General features: G+C 68.7%; 22 protein-coding genes. 18 read left to right on the top strand and 4 right to left on the bottom strand.

What is annotated here, in order from left to right:
- Window positions 1-32 precede the first annotated feature (32 nt).
- The 3 genes from FB547_RS12860 to FB547_RS12850 form a co-directional block, all read right to left on the bottom strand.
- Window positions 33-539 (bottom strand): phasin family protein, encoded by a 507-nt coding sequence (locus FB547_RS12860; RefSeq protein WP_145742754.1) that lies wholly within the window; start codon window positions 537-539, stop codon window positions 33-35.
- Window positions 540-623: 84 nt separating this feature from the next.
- On the bottom strand, window positions 624-1,073 hold the full coding sequence (locus FB547_RS12855; RefSeq protein ID WP_145742753.1) for an acyl-CoA thioesterase: 450 nt from the start codon (window positions 1,071-1,073) through the stop codon (window positions 624-626).
- 94 nt (window positions 1,074-1,167) lie between these two features.
- Complete coding sequence (locus tag FB547_RS12850) at window positions 1,168-2,064, bottom strand: LysR family transcriptional regulator (protein ID WP_145742751.1); 897 nt, start codon at window positions 2,062-2,064, stop codon at window positions 1,168-1,170.
- 143 nt (window positions 2,065-2,207) lie between these two features.
- On the opposite strand from FB547_RS12850, the gene gtdA reads away from it, so the two are divergent.
- The 7 genes from gtdA to FB547_RS12815 all read left to right on the top strand — a co-directional run bounded on the left by gtdA (window position 2,208) and on the right by FB547_RS12815 (window position 9,794).
- Window positions 2,208-3,293 carry a gentisate 1,2-dioxygenase gene (gene gtdA, locus FB547_RS12845; protein WP_145742749.1) on the top strand — a complete coding sequence of 362 codons (1,086 nt, stop codon included), beginning with the start codon at window positions 2,208-2,210 and terminating at the stop codon, window positions 3,291-3,293.
- A 70-nt stretch (window positions 3,294-3,363) separates the two neighbouring features.
- The gene (locus tag FB547_RS12840) at window positions 3,364-4,068 is read left to right on the top strand and encodes a fumarylacetoacetate hydrolase family protein (RefSeq protein WP_145742747.1); all 705 of its coding nucleotides are present in this window, start codon (window positions 3,364-3,366) and stop codon (window positions 4,066-4,068) included.
- 28 nt (window positions 4,069-4,096) lie between these two features.
- Window positions 4,097-5,380, top strand: a complete 1,284-nt coding sequence (locus FB547_RS12835; RefSeq protein WP_145742745.1) for a 3-hydroxybenzoate 6-monooxygenase — start codon at window positions 4,097-4,099, stop codon at window positions 5,378-5,380.
- Window positions 5,381-5,439: 59 nt separating this feature from the next.
- Entirely contained in the window at window positions 5,440-6,429 is a 990-nt protein-coding gene (locus FB547_RS12830) for a Bug family tripartite tricarboxylate transporter substrate binding protein (protein WP_145742743.1), read from the top strand.
- Window positions 6,430-6,476: 47 nt separating this feature from the next.
- Entirely contained in the window at window positions 6,477-7,454 is a 978-nt protein-coding gene (locus FB547_RS12825; RefSeq protein WP_145742741.1) for a Bug family tripartite tricarboxylate transporter substrate binding protein, read from the top strand.
- Entirely contained in the window at window positions 7,454-8,818 is a 1,365-nt protein-coding gene (locus FB547_RS12820; protein WP_145742740.1) for an FAD-dependent oxidoreductase, read from the top strand. Before FB547_RS12825 ends, FB547_RS12820 begins: the two co-directional genes overlap by 1 nt.
- Before the next feature lie 97 nt (window positions 8,819-8,915).
- Window positions 8,916-9,794 (top strand): acyl-CoA thioesterase, encoded by an 879-nt coding sequence (locus FB547_RS12815; protein WP_145742738.1) that lies wholly within the window; start codon window positions 8,916-8,918, stop codon window positions 9,792-9,794.
- 14 nt (window positions 9,795-9,808) lie between these two features.
- On the opposite strand, the gene FB547_RS12810 is transcribed toward FB547_RS12815, so the two are convergent.
- Window positions 9,809-10,525, bottom strand: coding sequence for a GntR family transcriptional regulator (locus tag FB547_RS12810; protein WP_145742737.1), 717 nt, complete (start codon window positions 10,523-10,525; stop codon window positions 9,809-9,811).
- Window positions 10,526-10,670: 145 nt separating this feature from the next.
- On the opposite strand from FB547_RS12810, the gene FB547_RS12805 reads away from it, so the two are divergent.
- The 11 genes from FB547_RS12805 to FB547_RS12755 all read left to right on the top strand — a co-directional run bounded on the left by FB547_RS12805 (window position 10,671) and on the right by FB547_RS12755 (window position 20,851).
- Window positions 10,671-11,450 (top strand): SDR family NAD(P)-dependent oxidoreductase, encoded by a 780-nt coding sequence (locus tag FB547_RS12805; protein WP_145742735.1) that lies wholly within the window; start codon window positions 10,671-10,673, stop codon window positions 11,448-11,450.
- 43 nt (window positions 11,451-11,493) lie between these two features.
- Entirely contained in the window at window positions 11,494-12,708 is a 1,215-nt protein-coding gene (locus FB547_RS12800) for an ABC transporter substrate-binding protein (RefSeq protein WP_145742734.1), read from the top strand.
- A 16-nt stretch (window positions 12,709-12,724) separates the two neighbouring features.
- Window positions 12,725-13,627 carry a branched-chain amino acid ABC transporter permease gene (locus tag FB547_RS12795; protein ID WP_145742732.1) on the top strand — a complete coding sequence of 301 codons (903 nt, stop codon included), beginning with the start codon at window positions 12,725-12,727 and terminating at the stop codon, window positions 13,625-13,627.
- The gene (locus FB547_RS12790) at window positions 13,624-14,607 is read left to right on the top strand and encodes a branched-chain amino acid ABC transporter permease (protein WP_145742730.1); all 984 of its coding nucleotides are present in this window, start codon (window positions 13,624-13,626) and stop codon (window positions 14,605-14,607) included. The genes FB547_RS12795 and FB547_RS12790 overlap by 4 nt, the downstream gene beginning before the upstream one ends.
- Complete coding sequence (locus FB547_RS12785; protein ID WP_145742728.1) at window positions 14,604-15,380, top strand: ABC transporter ATP-binding protein; 777 nt, start codon at window positions 14,604-14,606, stop codon at window positions 15,378-15,380. Before FB547_RS12790 ends, FB547_RS12785 begins: the two co-directional genes overlap by 4 nt.
- Window positions 15,373-16,092 (top strand): ABC transporter ATP-binding protein, encoded by a 720-nt coding sequence (locus tag FB547_RS12780; protein WP_145742726.1) that lies wholly within the window; start codon window positions 15,373-15,375, stop codon window positions 16,090-16,092. The genes FB547_RS12785 and FB547_RS12780 overlap by 8 nt, the downstream gene beginning before the upstream one ends.
- A 26-nt stretch (window positions 16,093-16,118) precedes the next feature.
- Complete coding sequence (locus tag FB547_RS12775; protein WP_145742725.1) at window positions 16,119-16,868, top strand: SDR family NAD(P)-dependent oxidoreductase; 750 nt, start codon at window positions 16,119-16,121, stop codon at window positions 16,866-16,868.
- 24 nt (window positions 16,869-16,892) lie between these two features.
- Entirely contained in the window at window positions 16,893-17,636 is a 744-nt protein-coding gene (locus FB547_RS12770; RefSeq protein ID WP_145742723.1) for an SDR family NAD(P)-dependent oxidoreductase, read from the top strand.
- The gene (locus FB547_RS12765; protein ID WP_145742722.1) at window positions 17,636-19,354 is read left to right on the top strand and encodes an FAD-dependent oxidoreductase; all 1,719 of its coding nucleotides are present in this window, start codon (window positions 17,636-17,638) and stop codon (window positions 19,352-19,354) included. The genes FB547_RS12770 and FB547_RS12765 overlap by 1 nt, the downstream gene beginning before the upstream one ends.
- Before the next feature lie 27 nt (window positions 19,355-19,381).
- Entirely contained in the window at window positions 19,382-19,990 is a 609-nt protein-coding gene (locus tag FB547_RS12760; RefSeq protein WP_145742720.1) for a glutathione S-transferase, read from the top strand.
- Window positions 19,991-20,137: 147 nt separating this feature from the next.
- Window positions 20,138-20,851, top strand: a complete 714-nt coding sequence (locus FB547_RS12755; protein WP_145742718.1) for an SDR family oxidoreductase — start codon at window positions 20,138-20,140, stop codon at window positions 20,849-20,851.
- Window positions 20,852-20,860 lie beyond the last annotated feature (9 nt).

Genomic DNA, 20,860 nt, shown 5'->3' with positions numbered 1-20,860 from the left:
CCGCCGCAAAAATGGGCCCGGAGGGAGAGCTTTCAGCCCGCCTTGGGGCTGCGCCGCACGGTCTTCTTGGTGGCGGCCGCGGGTGCTGCGCTGCGGCCCGCCGTCTTGCGGGTGGTGGTGGTGCGCCCCGTGGCCGCGGTGGGCTTGCCCGGCCGGTGATGCAGCTCGGCCTCGAGCGCGGCCACGCGGGCCTGCAGCGCGGCGTGCTCGGCGGCCGAGGGGATGCCCAGCTTTTCGAGTGCGCGCGCCACGCGCTCCTCGAAGATGTTCTCGAGCTTGCCCCACTGGCCCGCGGCCTTGGTGCCGAATTCGCTCGCGAAGCCGGCCATGCGCGTCTGTGCCTGCGCCAGGGTTTCCTCGGCGGCCTGCTGGGTCTTCTTCTGCAGGCCGGCGCCGTCCTTCACCAGCGCCTCGAAGGCCTTGCTGCCTTCCTGCTGCATCTTGGCGAAGGCGCCAAGCCCCGCAAGCCAGATCTGCTGGGCCGAGTCCTTGATGCGGTCCGAGCCCTTGTTGCCGTGGTCGTCGTCCTGGGTAGCCATGATGCGAATGTTCCTGTGAAAACAACGAGCGACTCTAGCCGCTCGGCCCGCTCATCATTAGAGCTTTATGCCTATGGCTGCGGGCTAAGCCGTTGCTCCGGCAGCGCGGCTGGCGTCCAGATGCGCCTTGGCGCGCTCCGCAAGCGCCATTTCGCCCGGCGTGCCCGGCACGTAGGGCTGCACCGGCAGCGGCCGGCCGTGCGAATCGACCGAGACGAAGACGATCAGGCATTCGGTGGTCTTGTCCATGGTGCCGCCCTTCATGTCGCCGCTGCGCACCTCGACCGAGATGTTCATGCTGGTGGTGCCGGTGTAGGCGAGCCGGGCCTCGACCTCGACCAGGTCGCCGATCATGATCGGATGGTGAAAGCGGATGCTGCCGATGAAGGCCGTCACGCAGTAGCGCTTGGCCCAGCTGGTGGCGCAGGCGTAGCCGGCCTCGTCGATCCATTTCATGACGGTGCCGCCGTGGACCTTTCCGCCGAAGTTGACGGTGCTGGGCTCGGCCAGAAAGCGAAGGGTGATGGAGGACATGCGCCGCCTTTTTGTGTGAGCCGTGGGTGGGGTTCCGATTATGCGAGCGAGCGCCGGCCGCGGCGCGCGCCGCCGGTCGGCGCGGCGCGCACGCTCAGCCGCCGCCGAACAGCTCTGCCAGCGTGCGCCGCAGCCAGGCGTTGCCGGCGTCCGCGTGGAAGCGCTCGTGCCAGTGCTGCTTGACGGCGTAGGCCGGCAGCTCGAAGGGCGGCTCCAGCAGCTTCACCGGCTCCTGCGTGGCCAGCACCTTGCCGAGGATGGCGGGCACGATCACGATCAGCTCCGTGTGCGCCACGATGCGCGCCACGCTCAGGAAGCTCGACAGGCTGGCCACCACGTTGCGCCGTAGCCCCAGCCGCGCGATGGTCTTGTCGACGATGGCGTGGCCGGTGCCCGACGAGGCCACCACCGCATGCGCCTCGCTCTCGAAGCGCTTGCGCGTGAGCCGCTCGCCGATGCGCGGATGGTTGCGCGCGGCCAGGCAGACGAAGTTCTGCATGAAGAGCGTCTGCTGGTAGAAGCCCGCGTCCAGCTGCGGCATGAAGCCTACCGCCAGGTCCACCGCGCCGTCCTCGAGCCGGCGCCCGCTCTCGGTGGAGATGATCTCGGTCTCGATGCGCACCCCGGGCGCCGTGCGCCGCAGGTGGTCGAGCAGGCCGGGCAGCAGCACCACCTCGCTGATGTCGGTCATGCAGATGCGAAAGCTGCGCGCCGCGGTGGCGGGGTCGAAGCTGGCGCGTCCGCCCTTGGCCCGGTTCAGCTGGTCGAGGATGCCGAGCACCAGCGGCTGGATCTGCCGCGCATAGGGCGTGGGCTCCATGCCGCGCGAGGTGCGCACGAACAGCCTGTCGCCGAAGTGCGTGCGCAGCCGGGCCAGTGCGGTGCTGGCCGCCGACTGCGACATGCCGAGCCGTTCGGCGGCGCTCGACACGTTGGCCGTCTTGTAGACCTCGTCGAACACCAGCAGCCATTCGAGATCGAGCTGGGCCATGGAACATCTCCTTTGCGGCAATCACTATCAAAAAACCAGATCGGGCCTATCGTCAGGGACCCGTTGCGCCAATAGTAGTGCCGGCGGAAGATCGCACTTCCCCGGAGACAACCGCCGCACGACGGCCGGAACTGCTGCTGCCCATGAACCCCACCGCCCAGAAACCCGCCGCCCCGGCGCCTGCCAATGCCGCGGAGCGCCGCAACTACTACGAGCGCATCCGCCCGCTCCACCTCACGCCGCTGTGGGAGTCGCTACATGCGCTGGTGCCGCGCGAGCCCGCCACGCCCTGCGTGCCGGCGCTCTGGCGCTACGACGAGATCCGCCCGCTGCTGATGGCGTCGGCCGCGCTCATCACCGCCGAGGAAGCGGTGCGCCGCGTGCTCGTGCTTGAGAACCCGGCGCTGCCCGGCAGCTCGTCGATCACGCAGTCGATCTACGCCGGCCTGCAGCTCATCATGCCGGGCGAGGTGGCGCCCTCGCACCGCCACGTGCAGTCGGCGCTGCGCTTCATCGTCGACGGCAAGGGCGCCTACACCACGGTGGGCGGCGAGCGCACCACCATGTACCCGGGCGACTTCATCATCACGCCGTCCTGGGCCTGGCACGACCATGGCAACGAGGGCGTCGGCGGCACGGTGGAGCCGGTGGTCTGGCTCGACGGGCTCGACATTCCGATGCTGCGCTTCTTCGACGCCGGCTTTGCCGAGAACGACGACGCCAAGGTGCAGCACGTGGCGCGCCCCGAGGGCAACAGCCTCGCGCGCTTCGGCCACAACATGGTGCCGGTGCGCCACGACCACGTGTCGCCCACCTCGCCGATCTTCAACTACCCCTACGCGCGCAGCCGCGAGGCGCTGGCCCTGCTGCAGAAGCAGGAAGCGCCCGATGCCTGGCTGGGCCACAAGCTGCGCTACATCAACCCCCTGACGGGCGGCGCGCCGATGCCCACCATCGGCACCCAGCTGCAGCTGCTGCCCAAGGGCTTCGCGGGCAAGGCGCACCGGGCCACGGACGGCACCGTCTACAGCGTGGTCGAAGGCCGCGGCATCGCGGACATTGCGGGCCGGCGCTTCGAGTTCGGGCCGCGCGACACCTTCGTGGTGCCTTCGTGGGCGCCGCTGCGCCTGTCGGCACCGGCCGACGACGTGGTGCTCTTCAGCTTTTCGGACCGTCCCGTGCAGCAGGCCATGGGCATCCTGCGCGAAGCCTTTCTCGAAGACGCCTGAAAACCGTCCGCACCATTTTTCTTTCTTCTCTTGTCTTGACCCTGTGCCGCCGCGCGCGGCAGGAGCCCACATGTCCTTCGTCTTCACGCCTCCTTCCATCGTCGGCCTGCCCATCGTGGGTTCGAGCGAGCTGTTCCCGGTGCGCCGGGTCTATTGCGTGGGCCGCAACTATGCGGCGCATGCGCGCGAGATGGGCTTCGACCCCGACCGCGAGCCGCCGTTCTTCTTCTGCAAGCCCAACGACGATGCCTCGGTGGTGCCCGTGGCCGAAGGCGAGACCGGCGCCATTCCCTACCCGCCGCTCACGAGCAACTACCACTACGAAGCCGAACTCGTGGTGGCCATCGGCAAGGGCGGCAAGGACATTGCAGTGGCAGAGGCCGCCGGCCACATCCACGGCTATGCCGTGGGCCTGGACATGACGCGGCGCGACCTGCAGATGAAGATGCGCGAAGCCGGCCGGCCATGGGAAATCGGCAAGGCCTTCGACTTCTCGGCGCCCATCGCGCCGCTGCGCACGCTGGCCGAGGTGGGCGAGATCAACGCCGGCGCCATCACGCTCGAGGTGGACGGCCAGGTGCGCCAGAACAGCGACATCACGCACCTGATCTGGTCCGTCAACGAGGTGATCGCCAATCTCTCGACGTTCTTCACGCTGCAGCCCGGCGACCTGATCTTCACGGGCACGCCCGAAGGCGTGGGCGCGGTGAAGCCCGGCCAGACCCTCAAGGTGAGCATCGACAAGCTGCCTTCGCTCACCGTGCGCATCGACTGAGCAAACGCAGCGCAGCAGAGGCCCCGCGATGAGCACATCTCCCCCGAAGAATCCCCCCACCGTGCTGCTCGTCGGCGGCGGCATCGGCGGCATGGCGGCCGCGCTGGCGCTCGCGCGCATCGGCGTTTCCATCGACCTGCTCGAGCAGAGCGCCACCATCGGCGAGATCGGCGCCGGCCTGCAGCTCGGCCCGAATGCCTTCGCGGCGCTCGATGCGCTCGGCGTGGGCGAGGCGGTGCGCCGCAACTCGGTCTTCACCGACCGGCTGGTGATGATGGATGCGGTCGACTGCGGCGAAGTGGCTTCCGTGCCCGTGGGCGAGGCCTTCCGCGCGCGCTTCAAAAACCCCTATGCCGTGAGCCACCGCGCCGACCTGCACGGCGCCATCCACGAAGCCGTGAAGCGGCATCCGCTGATCCGCTTCCACACGTCGGCGCAGGTCGAGTCCCTCGACATCGGCGCAGGCGGCGCGAAGGGCGTGGTTGCCACCACGCGCGACGGCCGGCGCTTCAAGGCCGATGCGATCGTGGGCTGCGACGGCGTGAAGTCGGTGGTGCGCGCCCAACTGGTCGGCGACGAGGCGCGTGTTTCGGGCCACGTGGTGTACCGCGCGGTGGTGCCGGTGGCCGACATGCCGGCCGACCTGCGCTGGAACGCGCCCGTGGTCTGGGCCGGGCCCAATTGCCACCTGGTGCACTATCCATTGCGCCATGGCGAGCAATACAACCTGGTCGTCACCTTCCACAGCCGCGAGCAGGAAGAGTGGGGCGTTTCCGAAGGCAGCAAGGAAGAAGTGCTTTCCTACTTCGAGGGCGTGCATGCGCGCCCGCGCCAGCTGCTCGACCGGCCGAGCTCGTGGCGGCGCTGGAGCACGGCCGACCGCGATCCGGTGGCGCGCTGGAGCGACGGCCCGGCCACGCTGCTCGGCGACGCCGCGCATCCGATGATGCAGTACCTCGCGCAGGGCGCCTGCATGGCGCTGGAGGACGCCGTCACGCTGAGCGCCGCGGTGCGGGCCTGCGATTTCGACATGCCGGCCGCCTTCAAGCTCTACGAGGCCGCGCGCATTCCGCGCACCGCGCGCGTGGTGCTGTCGGTGCGCGAGATGGGACGGCTCTATCACGCCAGGGGCGTGGAGCGGCTGGTGCGCAACAGCCTCTGGGTGGGCCGCACGCCCGAACGCTTCTACGATGCGGTCGAGTGGCTCTATGCCTGGCGGCCCGAGCATTGCCTGGACGACGCGCCGCTGCCGCTGCAGCGCCCCGTCGCGGCGCCCGGCGCCGATGTGGCCGCGGTGCTTTCGCCACACTGAGCGAGCGGGTTTCTTTCATCATCACCATTCGAGGCCACAGGCCCAGGAGACAACAAGCCATGACCTTTCCATCACGCGCATTGCTGGCAGGCGTCCTTGCCCTGGCCGGCGCCGTCGCCAGCAGCGCTGCCCTGGCGCAGGCCGCCGACTACCCGAACAAGCCGGTCACGCTGGTCACGCCCTTCGCGGCCGGCAGCGGGCCCGACGCGGTGCTGCGGCTGGTCTCCGACAAGCTCTCGCGCCTGTGGAACCAGCGCGTGCTGATCGACAACCGGCCGGGCGGCGGCGGCTTCATCGCTATCGACCAGGCGCGGCGCGCGGCGCCCGACGGCTACACGCTGCTGCAGCTCGACAGCGAACACATCGCCGCGCTGCCGCACCTGTACAAGTCGCGCAACTTCGTGACGCTGCAGCACTTCGACCCGGTGGCCTCGCTGTTTCGCACGCCCTTCTTCGTGGCGGTGTCGAGCGAGTCGAAGTGGAAGAGCATGGGCGACCTGATCGCGGCCGCCAAGGCCAATCCCGATGCCATCGTGTACGGTTCGTGGGGCGTGGGCAGCCCGGGCCACCTGGGCGCGCAGCAGCTCGAGGCGCTCACCGGCATCCGTATGCGGCATGCGCCGTTCCGCGAGGTATCGCAGCTGTTCTCCAACGTGGGTACGGGCGAAGTGCCATGGAGCTTTGCCAGCATTCCGTCGAGCCAGGGCATCTACAAGGCCGGCAAGCTGCGCTACCTGGCCATTGCCGCGCCCCGGCGCATTCCGCAGATGCCCGACGTGCCCACCATGGCCGAGGCCGGCGGGCCGGCCTCGCTCGAGGTCAACTCCTTCGTCTCGCTGCTCGCGCCCAAGGGCGTGCCGGTGGCCGTGAAGGCCAGGATCAATGCCGACGTCGCCAAGGTCATTGCCGACCCCGAGATCCGCGCGCGCTTCGACACCTTCGCCTTCGAGCCGCTGGCCTGGTCGCCCGAGGAGATCGAGCGCAACGCCGAGGCCAAGTCCAAGGTGTATGGCGAACTGGTCCGCCGCGGCAACATCAGCCTCGACTAGCGGCTCTCATTACCATTACGTTTTTTCACATTTCCTTTTCAGCTTCCATGCACGCCACCAAGAGAGCCCTCCTGATCGCCTGCGGCCTGGCCGCCGCCGCCGCGCTGCCGCTGGCGGCCAGCGCACAGAACAATGCCTGGCCGACCAAGCCGATCCGCCTGCTCGTGGGTTTTCCGGGCGGCTCCACGCCCGACATTGCCGCGCGCACCATCGCCGAGCCACTGGCCAAGGCGCTGGGCCAGCCCGTGGTGGTCGACAACAAGCCCGGCGCCTCCGGCAACATCGCCGCCGACATGGTGGCCAAGGCCACCGACGACCACACGCTGGGCATCGTCATCAACGGCAATCTCACCTCGTCGAAGATGCTGTACCCGCGGCTGCCCTACGACCCGGCCAAGGATTTCACCTACCTCTCGCTGATTGCCACGGCCCCGCTGGTGCTGGTGGCGCAGAACAACCTGCCCTCGGGCACGGCCTTCTTCGACGCCGCGCGCAAGGGCGGCGACAAGTGGAACTACGGTTCGGTGGGCGTGGGCTCGGTCGGGCACCTGGGCATGGAATTGCTCAAGAGCCGCGTGGCCGGCTTCAACCCGGAGCACGTGCCCTACCAGGGCAACCCGCAGGTCGTGACCGCGATGCTCGGCGACCAGGTGCAGATGGGCCTCATCCCGCCGGGCGTGGCCATGCCGCAGGTTCGCGCCGGCAAGCTCAAGGCCATCGGCCTCACGGGCGGCCGCAGCGCGCTGGTGCCCGAGCTGCCGCCGCTCGCCGACGCCGGCGTGCGCGACTTCAACCTCGAGGTGTGGGTGGCGCTGCTCGGCCCCGCCAACCTCTCGAAGGCCGCGCAGGCGCGCATCAGCCGCGAGATCGAGGTCATCATGAAGCAGCCCGAAGTGCGCCAGAAGCTGTTCGAGCAGGGCTGGCAGGCCGTGGGCACCTCGCCCGACGGCATGCGCCTGCGCGTGAAGGAAGAGGCGGCGATCATGACGCGCATCATCTCGGCCCGCGGCATCAAGATCCAGTGATGACGGCCGTGCAGCACAGGAAGACCCTGTCCGAGCCGGCGCGCGAGCTGCCGGTGTTCGGCGAATACGACGTGGTGGTGGTCGGCGGCGGCCCCGCCGGCATTGCCGCCGCCGTGAGCGCGGCGCGCCACGGCGCGAACACGCTGCTGGTGGAGCGCTACGGCTTTCTCGGCGGCATGGGCACCGCGGGCGGCGTGACCAACTTCGCGGGCCTCTACGGCAAGCGCCGCGGCGAGATGACGCTGCTGGTGCGCGGCGTGGCCGACGACCTGTTGGCGCGCATCGATGCGCTGGGCGGCCTCAACACCCCGCAGGACGGCATGCAGGGCCGCATCCGCGTGCGCTCCTACGACACCTCGGCCTACAAGATCGCGGCCGACCAGCTGCTGCTCGATGCCGGTGTCAAACTGCTGTTCCACGCCTGGGCCGCCGCGGTGGTGCGCGAGGGCGACCGCATCGCGGCGCTTGTCGTGGAAACCAAGTCGGGCCGGCAGGCGATCCGCGCCAATGCCTTCATCGATGCCAGCGGCGACGCCGACGTGGCGGCCTTTGCAGGCGTGCCCTTCGAAGTGGGCGACGGCCATGGCAGCGGCCTGTTTCCGACCACCATGTTCCGCGTCGGCCAGGTCGATGCGCAACCCGCGCTTGCGGCCGTCGGCGAGTTCAAGGCCATCAACGAGCTGATGGCACGGGTGCAGGCGCAGAAGCCGGGCGCTTACAAGTTCCCGCGCGAAGGCGCGATCCTGCGGCCCAACATCGATCCGCGCGAATGGCGCGCCAACGTCACGCAGATCCGCAACGCGGCCGGCCGCGCGATGAACGGCGTCGACGCGCGCGAACTCACCGAAGGCGAGCTCGAAGGCCGGCGCCAGATCGCCGAGTACTTCAAGTTCATGAAGGCCGAGGTGCCGGGCTTCGCGCAATCGGCCATCGTCGAGATCGCGCCGCAGGTCGGCATCCGCGAAACGCGCCGCATCGAGGGCCTCTATGCGCTCACGGGCGAGGACATCCTGTCGTCGGCCAGCTTCGACGACAGCATCGGCATCAACGCCTGGCCCATGGAGATGCATGCCGACGGCCGCATCGAGTGGGCCTTTCCGCGCGACGAGAGCCGCACCTACAACCAGCTGCCGTGGCGCATGCTGGTGCCGCGCACCGTCGACAACCTGCTGGTGGCCGGCCGCTGCGCCGCCATGACGCACGAAGGCCAGTCGGCCGCACGTGCGAGCGGCGGCTGCTTCGTGATGGGGCAGGCGGCGGGCACGGCCGCGGCTTCGCTGGGTGCCAGCGCGAAGTTCGCGGACGTCGACGTGCCGGCGCTTCAGAAGAAGCTGGCGGCCGACGGCGCCGATCTCGATCGCTGAGCCCCTGGCGGCGCGCTGACCGCCCCGCGACAGCCCGCGGGCGCGGCCTTTGCTATGGTCGAGGGTTGCTTCCTTCGCATTGAACGTTCTTCCTCCGATGACCACCGATCCCGCCACCGCTGCCCGCCTTGTCGCCGAACTCGTTGCGCTCATGCAGCTCGAGCCGCTCGGGGGCGACCGCTTCCTGGCGCAGAGCGAAGACATCGGCACACCCGCCGTGTTCGGCGGCCAGGTGCTCGGCCAGTCGCTCGCCGCCGCCAGCCTCACGGTGGGCGCCGAGCGGCCGGTGCATTCGATGCATGCCTACTTCCTGCTGCCGGGCGAGCATGCGCCCATCGAATACAGCGTGGACCGCGTGCGCGACGGCCGCAGCTTCACCACACGGCACGTGGTGGCGCGCCAGCAGGAACGCATCATCTTCGAGATGTCGGCCTCCTTCCAGACGGTGGACGACGGCGTCGAGCACCAGTTCGCCATGCCGGCGGTCGAAGGTCCCGAGGGGCTCGCGAGCGAACTCGACCAGCGCATCGCGCTTGGCGACCGCCTGCCCGAGCGCTGGCGCGTCAAGGGCCTGGAGCCGCACGGCATCGAATACCGCGGCGTCGAGGCCGACGACCTGCTGGCGCCGGTGGTGCGCTCGTCCGACAGCGCTATCTGGATGCGCGCCATCGCGCCGCTGCCCGACGATCCGGTGGTGCACCGCGCGCTGCTCGCCTACGCCTCCGACCACGGCCTGCTGCGCGCCGCGATGCTGCCGCACGGCCTGAGCTTCATGAGCGGACAGGTGCGCCCCGCGAGCCTCGACCACGCGATGTGGTTCCACCGCGATTTCCGCATGGACGACTGGCTGCTCTACGTGCTGGATTCGCCGAGCGCCAGCGGCGCGCGCGGCCTGTGCCGAGGCAGCCTGTTCACGCGTGACGGGCGGCTGGTGGCGTCGACGGCGCAAGAGGGGATGCTGCGCGTGAGGCGCTGAAGGGCTGGTTGCCGCTATGGCGGCGTTTCGGTGGTCATCGGCCCCGAAGCGCCGTCGCGGCTGCGCTCGTCGAGCAGCCGCTGGTAGTTGTCGCGCAGCAGGATGCCCGCGTAATACACGTGCTCGCGCATCAATTGCTCCGCGCGTGCCGCATCGCCCGAGATCACCGCATGCACGATGCGGTGGTGGTCGTCGTGCGAACGCAGGATCACGCCGTGGTCGTTCCACAGCATGATCCGGTCCGATGCGAAGGGAACCGCCTGCGCCTGCGCGCCGAAGCGCATGACCCACGGATTGCGGGCACCCTGCATCAGCGCGTTGTGCAGCCGCACGTTCATCTGCTGGTAGGGCGCCAGGTCCTCGACCAGCAACTGTCCCTTGGCCAGGATCTCGTCGCCTTCTCGCAGGCAGTCGTGCAGCAGTGCTGCGGTTGATTCGTCCACGCCGAGCGCGGCAAAGCGTCGGCATGCCAGCCCCTCGAGCACGGAGCGCACCTCGTAGGCCGCCAGGATGTCCTCGAGCGCGAACGAGCGCACCAGGTAGCCCTTCTTCGGCTGGTGATCGATCAGCCCTTCCATCGCAAGCGCGGCCAGTGCGGTACGCACCGGCGTGCGCGACACCTTGAGGCTTTCCGCGATCGGCACTTCCTCCACGCGCGTGCCGGGCGCCAGCCGGCCGCGAAGGATCCAGGCGCGCAGCGTCTCGGTGACCTGTTGGGAGAGTGTGTCCATATCAGGTATACATGATGCCAGTAGAAATCGTGAAGATAGCGCGATATTAGGGAAAACGAGGGAGATTTGAGGCTGTCATGTATACACAATGCGACCCTTCGATCAATATTCACGCTGCATCGCGCAGCCGGAGACATCGCAGCCCATGGCGGAACATCATGCACAACCCCACGGCCGGCTGGCCCTCGTGACCGGCGGCGGCCGGGGCATCGGCGAGGCCGTGTGCCGCCGCCTCGCGGCCAGCGGCTTTCGTGTCGTGGTGGCCGACATCGACGGCGGCAACGCGCGCACCGTGGCGCGGTCGCTGGGCGAGGGCCACCACTTTCGCCAGTTCGACGTGAGCGAGGAAGCAGCGGTGGAAGCGGCGTTCGAGGACATCGAAGCCCATCTGGGCCCGGTCGCCGCACTGGTCTGCGTCGCCGGCGTGCTGCTGATGCCCGGCGGCGAGCGTTCGCCCATCAAGGACACCACGCTGGAGGACTGGGAGCGCACCTTCGCGGTCAACGCGCGCAGCGTGTTCCTCTGCGGGCGCGCCTACCTGCGCCGACGCGAGGCCAGGCCGGTCGCGCACGGCCGCATCGTCACCTTCGGCTCGGTGGCGGCGCAGCTTGGCGGCTACCGCTCGAGCGCGACCTACATCGGCGCCAAGTCGGCGGTGCTCGGCCTCACCAAGGCCATGGCGCGCGAATCGGCGCACCTGGGCGTGACCGTCAACGCGGTGGCGCCCGGCCTCATCGACACCGACATGCTGCGCGGCACCGTGCGCAGCAGCGGAGCGCTGGAGGCGGCGGCCGCCAACATCCCGCTCGGGCGCATCGGCACGGTGGACGACGTGGCGGGTGCGGTCGACTACCTCGCCTCGGAGCAGGCGGCCTACATCACGGGCAACGTGATCGATGTCAACGGCGGTTACCGCATGCAGTAGGGCCCACGCCCCGCCTTCCCTTTATTCCAACGGAGACAGCACCATGAAGAAGAATCTGCTTTCGGCCCTGGCCGCCAGCGCGGCACTGTGCGCGCTGGCGCCCGCCGCGTTCGCGCAGTCCGAACCCGGCCTTACCGACAAGACCATCAAGATCGGCATGTTCTCGCCGATGTCGGGCGCCTCGATGAACTACGGCTTCGACGTGATCAACGCCGCCAGGATGTATTACGACAAGGTCAACAAGGAAGGCGGCGTGAACGGCCGCAAGATCGAGCTTGTGGTGGAGGACGACCGCTGCAATGCCAACGACCTGCTGGCCGCGGTGAAGAAGCTCACCGAGCAGGACCAGGTGTTCCTGCTCAACGGCGGGTCCTGCTCGGCGGCCGTGGTGGGCGCGCGCGAGTATGTGGAGCGCGCAAAGATCCCGCTCGTGATGCTCAACGCCTCGGGCGACGGGGCGCTGTATCCGCCGTCGAAATACATCTACGGCGCGTTCTCCATCTCGCAGCATGCGGTGGGTGGCTCGATGGTGCAGTTCGCGAGCGAGCAGCTCAAGGCGAAGAAGATCGGCTACATCAACCACGACGACGCCTACGGCGGCTGGAACCTCGAGTCGGCCCAGGCGCAGGCGAAGGCGCTCGGCGGCGTCGACCTGCAAGTGCAGTCGGTCAACCCCAACATCACCGACGTCACGGCGCCCATGCTGAAGATCAAGGCCGCCAACCCCGACGTGCTGCTGCTCACCACCTACGCGCGGCCCGTGAGCCTGATCGTCAAGCGCGCCTTCGAGCTGGGTTTCAACAAGCCCATCGTGCTGGCCGTGAATTCCACCGCCGACCTGAAGCAGCTGGTGGAGAACGTGGGCAACAAGGACGCCTTCAAGAACGTCTACATCCAGGAAGTGCTGGCCGATCTTCCCGGAGGCCCCAAGCTCAAGTGGGTGTACGACATGTACAGGGCCGCCTACCCCGACCTGGCCTCGAAACCCGGCTATCCGCAGACCTACATGCCCTACGGCATTCCCTCGGCGATGGCGGTGGTCAACGCGCTGAAGGCCGCGGGCCCGAACCCCACGCGCGAGAAGGTGCTGGCGGCGCTCTCGACGATGAAGTTCGACTCCGGCGTGATGGCCGGCCCCATCGAGTTCGGCCCGGACGACCGCGCGGCGCAGGAGGCGGCGATCTACATCAAGTTCGACGGCAGCAGCATGGCGCTGGTGCCGGGCAGCTACAAGAGCGTATGGAAGTACAAGCCCTGAGGGCGGCGGGCATGACATGAGCCTTTCGGACATCTGGCTTTTCGTGCAGCAGGGCGTGCTGTCCGGCGTCGTCACGGGCAGCGTCTATGCGCTGCTCGCGGTGGCGATCGTGATGGTCTTCAAGACCACCGACGTGCCGAACTTCTCGCAGGGCGAGATCTTCATGGCCGGCGGCTACGCGGCGCTCTTTCCCATGGTGGTGTGGGGCTGGCCCTATTGGGGCGCAGTGCTTGCGAGCATCGCCGTCACCGCGCTGCTGGCCGCACTGTTCCAGCGCGTCGTGATGCAGCGCGTGACCGCCTCGCGCGGGGTGGGCGTGCAACTGGTCATCGCCACGCTGGGCTTCGCCTACCTGCTCAAGGGCCTGGTGCGCAAGACGGGGCTGGGCGACACGCCGCGCTCGCTGCCTTCGCTGGTGCCGCAGGACCCGGTCATGATCGGGCAGGCCTCGCTCACTCTGCTCGACCTGGTCATCCTCGGTTCGGCCCTCGTGGTGATGGTGCTGCTCTACCTGATGTTCACGCGCACCCGCACCGGGCAGGCCATGCGCGCGGTGGGCATGAACCCGCGCGGCGCACAGATCGTGGGCGTGAAGCTTGGCACCATCCGCATGAAGATCTGGGCGCTCACGGGCGTCATCTCGGCCATCTCGGCGCTGCTCATCACCCCCAAGATCCTCATCACGCCCGACATCGGGCACATCGCGATCCTGGCCTATGCGGCCGCCATCGTCGGCGGCTTCACCAGCCTGCCGGGCGCGGTGGTCGGTGGCTTCATCATCGGTATCGTCGAGAACCTGGTGGGGCTGTTCATCTCGTCCAACGCCATCGTGGTCGCGCCCTTCGTGGCGATCATGGTGGTGCTGCTGGTGCGTCCGCAGGGGCTGCTCGGCGGCAAGCCGCAGGTGAAGAAGGTATGAGTACCTCTTCGATTTCTTCGCCCTGGTGGGATCGCACGGTGCTGCTCGCCATGGCGGTGGTGCTCGCGGTGCTGCCCTTCGCCACCAGCGGCTATGTGCTGTACGTGGTCAACCTGCTGATGGTGTTCACCGTGCTCGCGCTCGGCATGCATCTGGTCATCGGCGAGACGGGGCAGTTCGCGCTGTCCCATGCGGCCTTCTTCGGCATCGGCATCTACACGGCCGGGCTCATCAACAACCAGTGGCAGCCGCCGTTCTTCGTGTCGATCCTCGCGGGTGCCGTGCTTTCGGCCGCACTGGGCTGGGTCATCGGCCTGCTGGCCCTGCGCATGCGCGACATCTACCTGGCGCTCGCGACCTTCGCCTTCGGCGAGGCGATGCAGTGGGTGTTCCTGAACTGGGAGCAGGTGACCAACGGTTCCAACGGCCTGCAGATGAAGCCGGCCTCCCTTGGCGGCTACCAGCTGATGAACGACCTGCAGGCCTACCCCTTCGTGGTGGCCATCGCGGCGCTGATGCTGTGGCTCACGGTGGCGCTGTCGCGCTCGCGGCTGGGCTCGTCGTTTCGCGCGGTGCGCGAGAGTGACGTGGCGGCCATTGCCATGGGTGTGAACACGCGCGCGGTCAAGGTCGCGGCTTTCGTGCTGTCGGCGGCCTTCGCGGGCGTGGCGGGCGGCATGTATACGCTGTTCACCTCGTTCATCCATCCCGAGAGCCTGGGCTTCCAGACCACCATCCTGATCCTCACGATGGTGGTGGTGGGCGGCCTCGGATCGGTGCGCGGCGCGGTGGCCGGCGCCATGGTGTTCGGCCTGGTGTCTGAGCTGCTGCGGCAGGCCCCTTCGTACCAGGAAATCATCTACGGCGGCATCCTCATGCTCTTCATGATGTTCCTGCCCAAGGGCATGGCATCGCTCTTCGCGGTGCGCCGCAGTGAGCAGCGCACCGCATCGGTGGCCGTGATGGAGAAGCAGGCATGAGCGCGACCGCATTCCTCGACGTGCGCGACGTCAGCGTGGTGTTCGGCGGCCTCAAGGCGGTGAACGGGCTGTCGTTCCAGGTGGAGCAGGGGCGCATCCATGCGCTGATCGGGCCGAACGGCGCGGGCAAGTCGACCACCTTCAACTGCATCTCGCGCTTCTACACGCCCAGCAGCGGCAGCGTGGTCTTCGAAGGCCAGGAGCTCACGCGCGTGTCGCCGCACCGCATGGCGTCGCTCGGCATCGCGCGCACCTTCCAGAACCTGGAGCTGTTCGCCGAACTGTCGGTTCTGGAGAACGTGCTGCTCGGTACCCACGCGCGCGGGGCGAACACGCTCGGGCGGCTGCTGCGCCGCTCCGACCGCGAGACCGAGGACTTCGCGCTGCACCTGCTGGAGCGCGTAGGCCTGGCCGGCGAGCGGCATCAGCCGGCGCGCGATCTGGACTTCGGCCGCCAGAAGCTGCTCGAACTCGCACGCGCGCTCGCCATCAGGCCCAAGCTGCTGCTGCTCGACGAGCCCGCGGCCGGCCTGCGCAACCGCGAGATCGAAAGCCTCGACCGCCTGCTGAAGGAGCTTGTCGCGCGCGACGGCATCACCGTACTGCTGGTCGAGCACGTGATGCAGCTCGTGATGTCGATCTCGGACCGCATCACCGTGATGGCTTTCGGAGAAAAGATCGCGGAAGGCACGCCTGCGGAGATCGGCCGCAACGCCCGCGTCATCGAAGCCTACCTGGGAAAAGGAAATGGGAAAGGGACCGCACATGGCTGAAGCCCTGTTGTCGCTGCGTTCGATCTCGGCCGCGTATGGCCGCATCCAGGCGCTGTGCAGCGTGTCGGTCGACGTGCCCGAAGGCGAGATCGTCGCGTTGCTCGGCAGTAACGGCGCGGGCAAGACGACCACGCTCAACTGCATCTCGAACATCGTCGAGTGCACGCATGGCGAGGTGCGGCTGGCCGGCGAGCGCATCGATCGCCTCGGCTCCGACGCGCTCGTGAAGCGCGGCATCGTGCAGGTGCCCGAGGGTCGGCAGGTGTTCCGCGACATGAGCGTGCGCGAAAACCTCGACCTCGGTGCCTACCTGCGGCGCGACCGCGCGGGCATTCGAAGCGACCTCGACGCGGTGTACGAAATGTTCCCGCGCCTCAAGGAGAGACAGGGCCAGATGGCTGCCACGCTCTCGGGCGGCGAGCAGCAGATGCTGGCCATCGGCCGTGCCGTGATGGCACGTCCGCGCGTGATGCTGTTCGACGAGCCGTCGATGGGCCTGTCGCCGCTGCTGGTGGAGCAGATGTTCGGGATCATCGAGCAGCTGCACCGCGAACAGAAGATCACCATCCTGCTGGTCGAACAGAACGTGCAGCTCGCGCTGGCGGTGTCGAGCTACGGCTACATCCTGGAGAACGGCGAAATCTCGCTGCACGGGCCGGCCGACCGGCTTGCCAACGACGAGGCCGTGCGCCGCGCCTACCTCGGCGTCTGACGGCGCCTGCGCAAAAGGAAATCCCGATGCTTCTCGAAGACAAACTCGCACTCGTGACTGGCGCCGCGCGCGGCCTGGGCGAGGCCATCGCGCGCCGCATGGCTGCCGAAGGCGCGCATGTGCTGGTGGTGGACCGCGATCTTGAGATCGCGCAACGGGTGGCCGAATCGATCCGCGCGGCGGGCGGCCGCGCCGATGCCGACAGCGTCGACGTGAGCGACGCGGCGGCGGTCGATGCGCTGGCCGCGCGCATTGCAGCCTCTCGCGGGAACATCGACATCCTCGTGAACAACGCCGGCATCTCCGCGCGCTCGAAGTTCGACGAGCCCGGCGCGCGCGAGGCCTGGGACCGCGTGATGTCGGTCAATCTGCAGGGCGTGTTCAACGTGACGCAGGCCTTCGTGCCGGCGCTCAAGCGCACGCAGGGCAACATCGTGAATCTCTCGTCCATCGTGGCCTTCGGCGCAGGCATCTCCTCGGCCGGCTACGTGGTGGCCAAGGGCGGGGTGCGATCGCTCACGCAGGTGCTGGCGCGCGACCTCGCACCCTATGGCGTGCGCGTGAACGCGGTGGCACCGGGCCTGATGGTCACCGACATGACGGCCGGCCAGCGCGAGACCGAGCACGGCACCGACTGGTACCTGAGCCGCGTACCCGTCAAGCGGCACGGCGAGGCCGACGAAATCGCCGGGCCGGTTGTCTTTCTGGCTTCCTCGATGGCGAGCTACGTCAACGGCGTGGTGCTGCCGGTCGACGGGGGCTACCTGGCGGTCTGAAGGCCGCATTCCAACGGAACAAGCATGAACAACAGCAGTGAAGACAAGCCGCTCATCCTCGTGACCGGCGGCGCCAGCGGCATGGGCCGCGCCATCGTCGAGCGCATGGCGCGCGACGGCTGGCGTGTGGTGATGGCCGACCACAACGGCGAGCTCGCCGAGCGCGAGACGCAGGCGCTGCGCGCCGCGGGCCTCGACGTGGAATGCCGCGCCATCGACCTCACCGACGAACCGGCGGTGCGCGCGATGGTGCAGGCGCTGCCGCCGCTCACCGCGCTGGTCAACAATGCGGGGATCTTCGACGAGCGCAAGTTCATGGACGTGAGCTCGGCCGACTTCCGCCGCATGTACGAAGTCAACCTGCTGGCCGTGGCCACGCTCACGCAGGAGGCCGCGCGCAAGATGGCGGACGGCGCGCGCATCGTCAACATCGCGTCGCGTGCCTACCTGGGTGCGAAGAATCATCCGCACTACGTGGCCTCGAAGGCCGCGCTGGTGGGTTACACGCGCGCCAGCGCGATGGAGCTGGCGCCGCGCGGCATCATGGTCAACGCCATCGCGCCGGGGCTCATCGACACGCCGCTGCTGCGCGCGCTCACGCCCGAGCGGCTGGCCGCGCAGCTCGCGCTGCAGCCCACGGGTGCCGCCGGCCGGCCCGAGGACATCGCCAACGCCGTGGCCTTCTTCGCATCGCCATCGACCGGCTTCGTGACGGGGCAGGTGCTTTTCGTCGACGGCGGCAAGTCGCTCGGCGGCTCGGGGGCCTGATGGCGCGGCAGCAGGATGAGAAGACCACGTACGACGTCGTGGTGATCGGCAGCGGCGCGGGCGGACTCTCGGCCGCGCTCACCGCGAAGCTCGAAGGGCTCGACGTGCTTGTGGTCGAGAAGACCGACCGCATCGGCGGCTCGACCGCGATCTCCGGCGGTGCGGTGTGGGTGCCGCTCAACGACCAGGCGGAGGCGGCCGGCCACCCGGACACGCGCGAGAAGGCCCTGGCCTATCTGCAGAACACCGTCGGCAGCGCCGGCGACGAGGCGCTGCGCCATGCCTTCCTCGATGCCGGTCCGCGCGCGCTGCGCTACCTGCGCGAGCGCACCGACGTGCAGCTGGCCGCACGCACCTACTCGCCCGACTACTACCCCGACCGCGAAGGCGCAGCCATGGGCGGGCGTTCGCTCGATCCCATCGAGTTCGACGGCCGGCTGCTGGGCCCGCACTTCAAGACCCTGCGCGACCCGCTGCCGGAGTTCTGCGTGCTCGGCGGAATGATGGTCAACATGACGGACGTGAAGCACCTGCTCGGCGTCTGGCGTTCGCTCACCTCATGGAAGCACGGCGTGAAGCTGGTGCTGCGGTACTTCGGCGACAGGTTGCGCGGCCATCACCGGGGCACGCGCGTGCTGCTGGGCAATGCGCTGGCGGCGCGGCTCTTCCACAGCGTCCTGAAGCAGGGCATTCCGTTCTGGACCGGCACGCCGGCGCTGGGCCTGGAGCAGGACGCTGGCGGCAAGGTCGCCGGTGTGAAGCTGCGCCGCAATGGCAAGGAGATCACGGTGCATGCGCGTCGCGGCGTCGTCGTCGCCACCGGCGGCTTTCCGTGGAATGCCGCGATGCGCGGCCAGCACTATCCGGCGCCCACGGGTCCGTATTCGATGTCCCCGCAGGACAACGCAGGCGAGGGCATCGCAATGGCGCGCGAGGCCGGCGGCACGCTGGGTACCGGCCACGCGGGGCCGGCACTGTGGGCGCCGGTGTCGCTGCTGACGCGGTCCGACGGCAGCGTGCTGCGCTATCCGCATCTGGTGTGGGACCGCGCCAAGCCCGGCCTCATCGCGGTCGATGCGCGCGGCGAGCGCTTCGTCAACGAATCCACCTCGTACCACGAGTTCGTGCGCGGCATGTACCGCGCGAACGATAAGGCACCCGCCATTCCCGCGCTGCTGGTGTGCGACAGCGACTTCATCGAGAAATGGGGCCTGGGCCTCGCCCTGCCCGGCGGGCGCCCGCGCGAGCACCTCGTGCGCGCGGGATATCTCTTTCGCGCCGACACGCTGGAAGCGCTGGCGAAGCTGGCGGGCGTGGACCCCGCCGGCCTCGCGCGCACGGTGGCCGCCTACAACCCGCCCGCCGCGCAGGGACAGGACCCGGCCTTCGGCAAGGGCGGCGACGCCTACAACCGCTATCTTGGCGACCCGGATCACCAGCCCAATGCCTGCCTCGCTCCGCTGCGGAAGGCGCCGTTCTACGCGGTGAAGGTGTACCCAGGCGACATCGGCACCGCGCTTGGCATCCGTGCTGACGGCAGCGCCCGCGTGCTCGACGCGCAGGGCGCGCCCATCGCCGGCCTCTACGTCGCCGGCAACGACATGCACTCGGTGATGGGCGGCGAGTACCCCGCGCCCGGCATCACCCTCGGCCCCGCGCTAACCTTCGGCTGGGTCGCCGGCATGCATCTGGCCCACGGTTCCGAGGCATGCGCCTGAACGAACACAACCCGCTTCCACCCCATCATGAAAATCTTCTTCTCCCCCGCTTCCCCCTTTGTGCGCAAGTGCATGGTCGTGGCGCACGAACTCGGCGTTGCCGACCGCATCGAGAAGCTGCCCAGCGCGGCCGGCCCGGTGAAGCGCGACACCACCATCATCCCGAAGAACCCGCTCGGCCAGGTGCCCACCTTCATCACCGACGACGGCCAGGTGCTGTTCGACAGCCGCGTGATCTGCGAATACCTGAACGCCGCGCAGTCGGGCAGGCTCTTTCCCGCCGGCGGCAAGGAACGCTGGGCCCGCCTCACCGAACTCGCGCTCGCCGATGGCATGACCGGCGCCGCGCTGCTCGCGCGCTACGAGACCGTGCTGCGCCCCGAGGAACTGCGCTGGTCCGACTGGACCGATGGCCAGCTCGCCAAGGTGCACACCGGCCTCGAATGGCTGGAGACCGCCGCGCCTTCCTTCGGCGACCGCGTCGACATCGGCACCATCGCCTTCGGCTGCGCGCTGGGCTACATGGACTTCCGCTTCCCCTCGGTGGACTGGCGTGCCGAGGCGCCGAACAGCGCGAAGTGGTTCGAGGTGTTCAACCGGCGGGCTTCGATGCAGGCGACCCTGCCTGCTGCCTGATTTGCGTTCGATTCCGTGCGGGGCGCGATCACGCCGGCAGGGCACCATTCGCACACTCCCGAACGCAGGTGCAAATCCTCGCCTGGCAGGGGAAACAATTCCTTGGCTAAATGCGGGGTTCCGCATGAACGAACCAAGGAACCAAGCATGTCTTCCGAAGAAAACAAGAAAGTAGCCATCGTCACCGCCGGCGGCAGCGGCATGGGTGCCGCCGCGGCGCGCAAGCTTGCGGACGACGGTTTTCGCGTCGCCATCCTCTCGTCGTCGGGCAAGGGCGAGGCGCTCGCCGCCGAGCTCGGCGGCATCGGCGTGACCGGCTCCAACCAATCGAACGACGACCTCCAGCGGCTCGTCGACAAGGTCGTGGCCCAGTGGGGCCGCGTCGACGTGCTGGTCAACAGCGCCGGCCATGGTCCGCGCGCGCCGATCCTCGACATCAGCGACGAAGACTGGCACCGCGGCATGGACGTCTACCTGCTGAGCGCGGTGCGGCCGGCGCGGCTTGTGGCGCCGCTCATGGTGAAGCAGGGCGGCGGCGCGATCATCAACATCTCGACCTTCGCCGCCTTCGAGCCCGACCCCGTGTTCCCGACCTCGGGCGTGTTCCGCGCCGGCCTCGCGGCGTTCACCAAGCTGTTCGCCGACACCTACGCCGCGCACAACGTGCGCATGAACAACGTGCTGCCCGGCTTCATCGACAGCCTGCCCGAGAAGGCCGAGTTCCGCTCGCGCATTCCGATGGGCCGCTACGGCAAGAGCAGCGAGATCGCGGCCGTGATCGGCTTTCTCGCGTCCGAGGGCGCGGGCTACATCACGGGGCAGAACCTGCGCGTGGACGGCGGCATCACGCGTTCGGTGTGAAGCCCTGAG

It is taken from the genome of Variovorax beijingensis, assembly GCF_007828835.1.
Classification (GTDB): Bacteria; Pseudomonadota; Gammaproteobacteria; order Burkholderiales; family Burkholderiaceae_C; genus Variovorax; species Variovorax beijingensis_A.
This window is presented reverse-complemented; position numbering and strand designations above follow the sequence as displayed.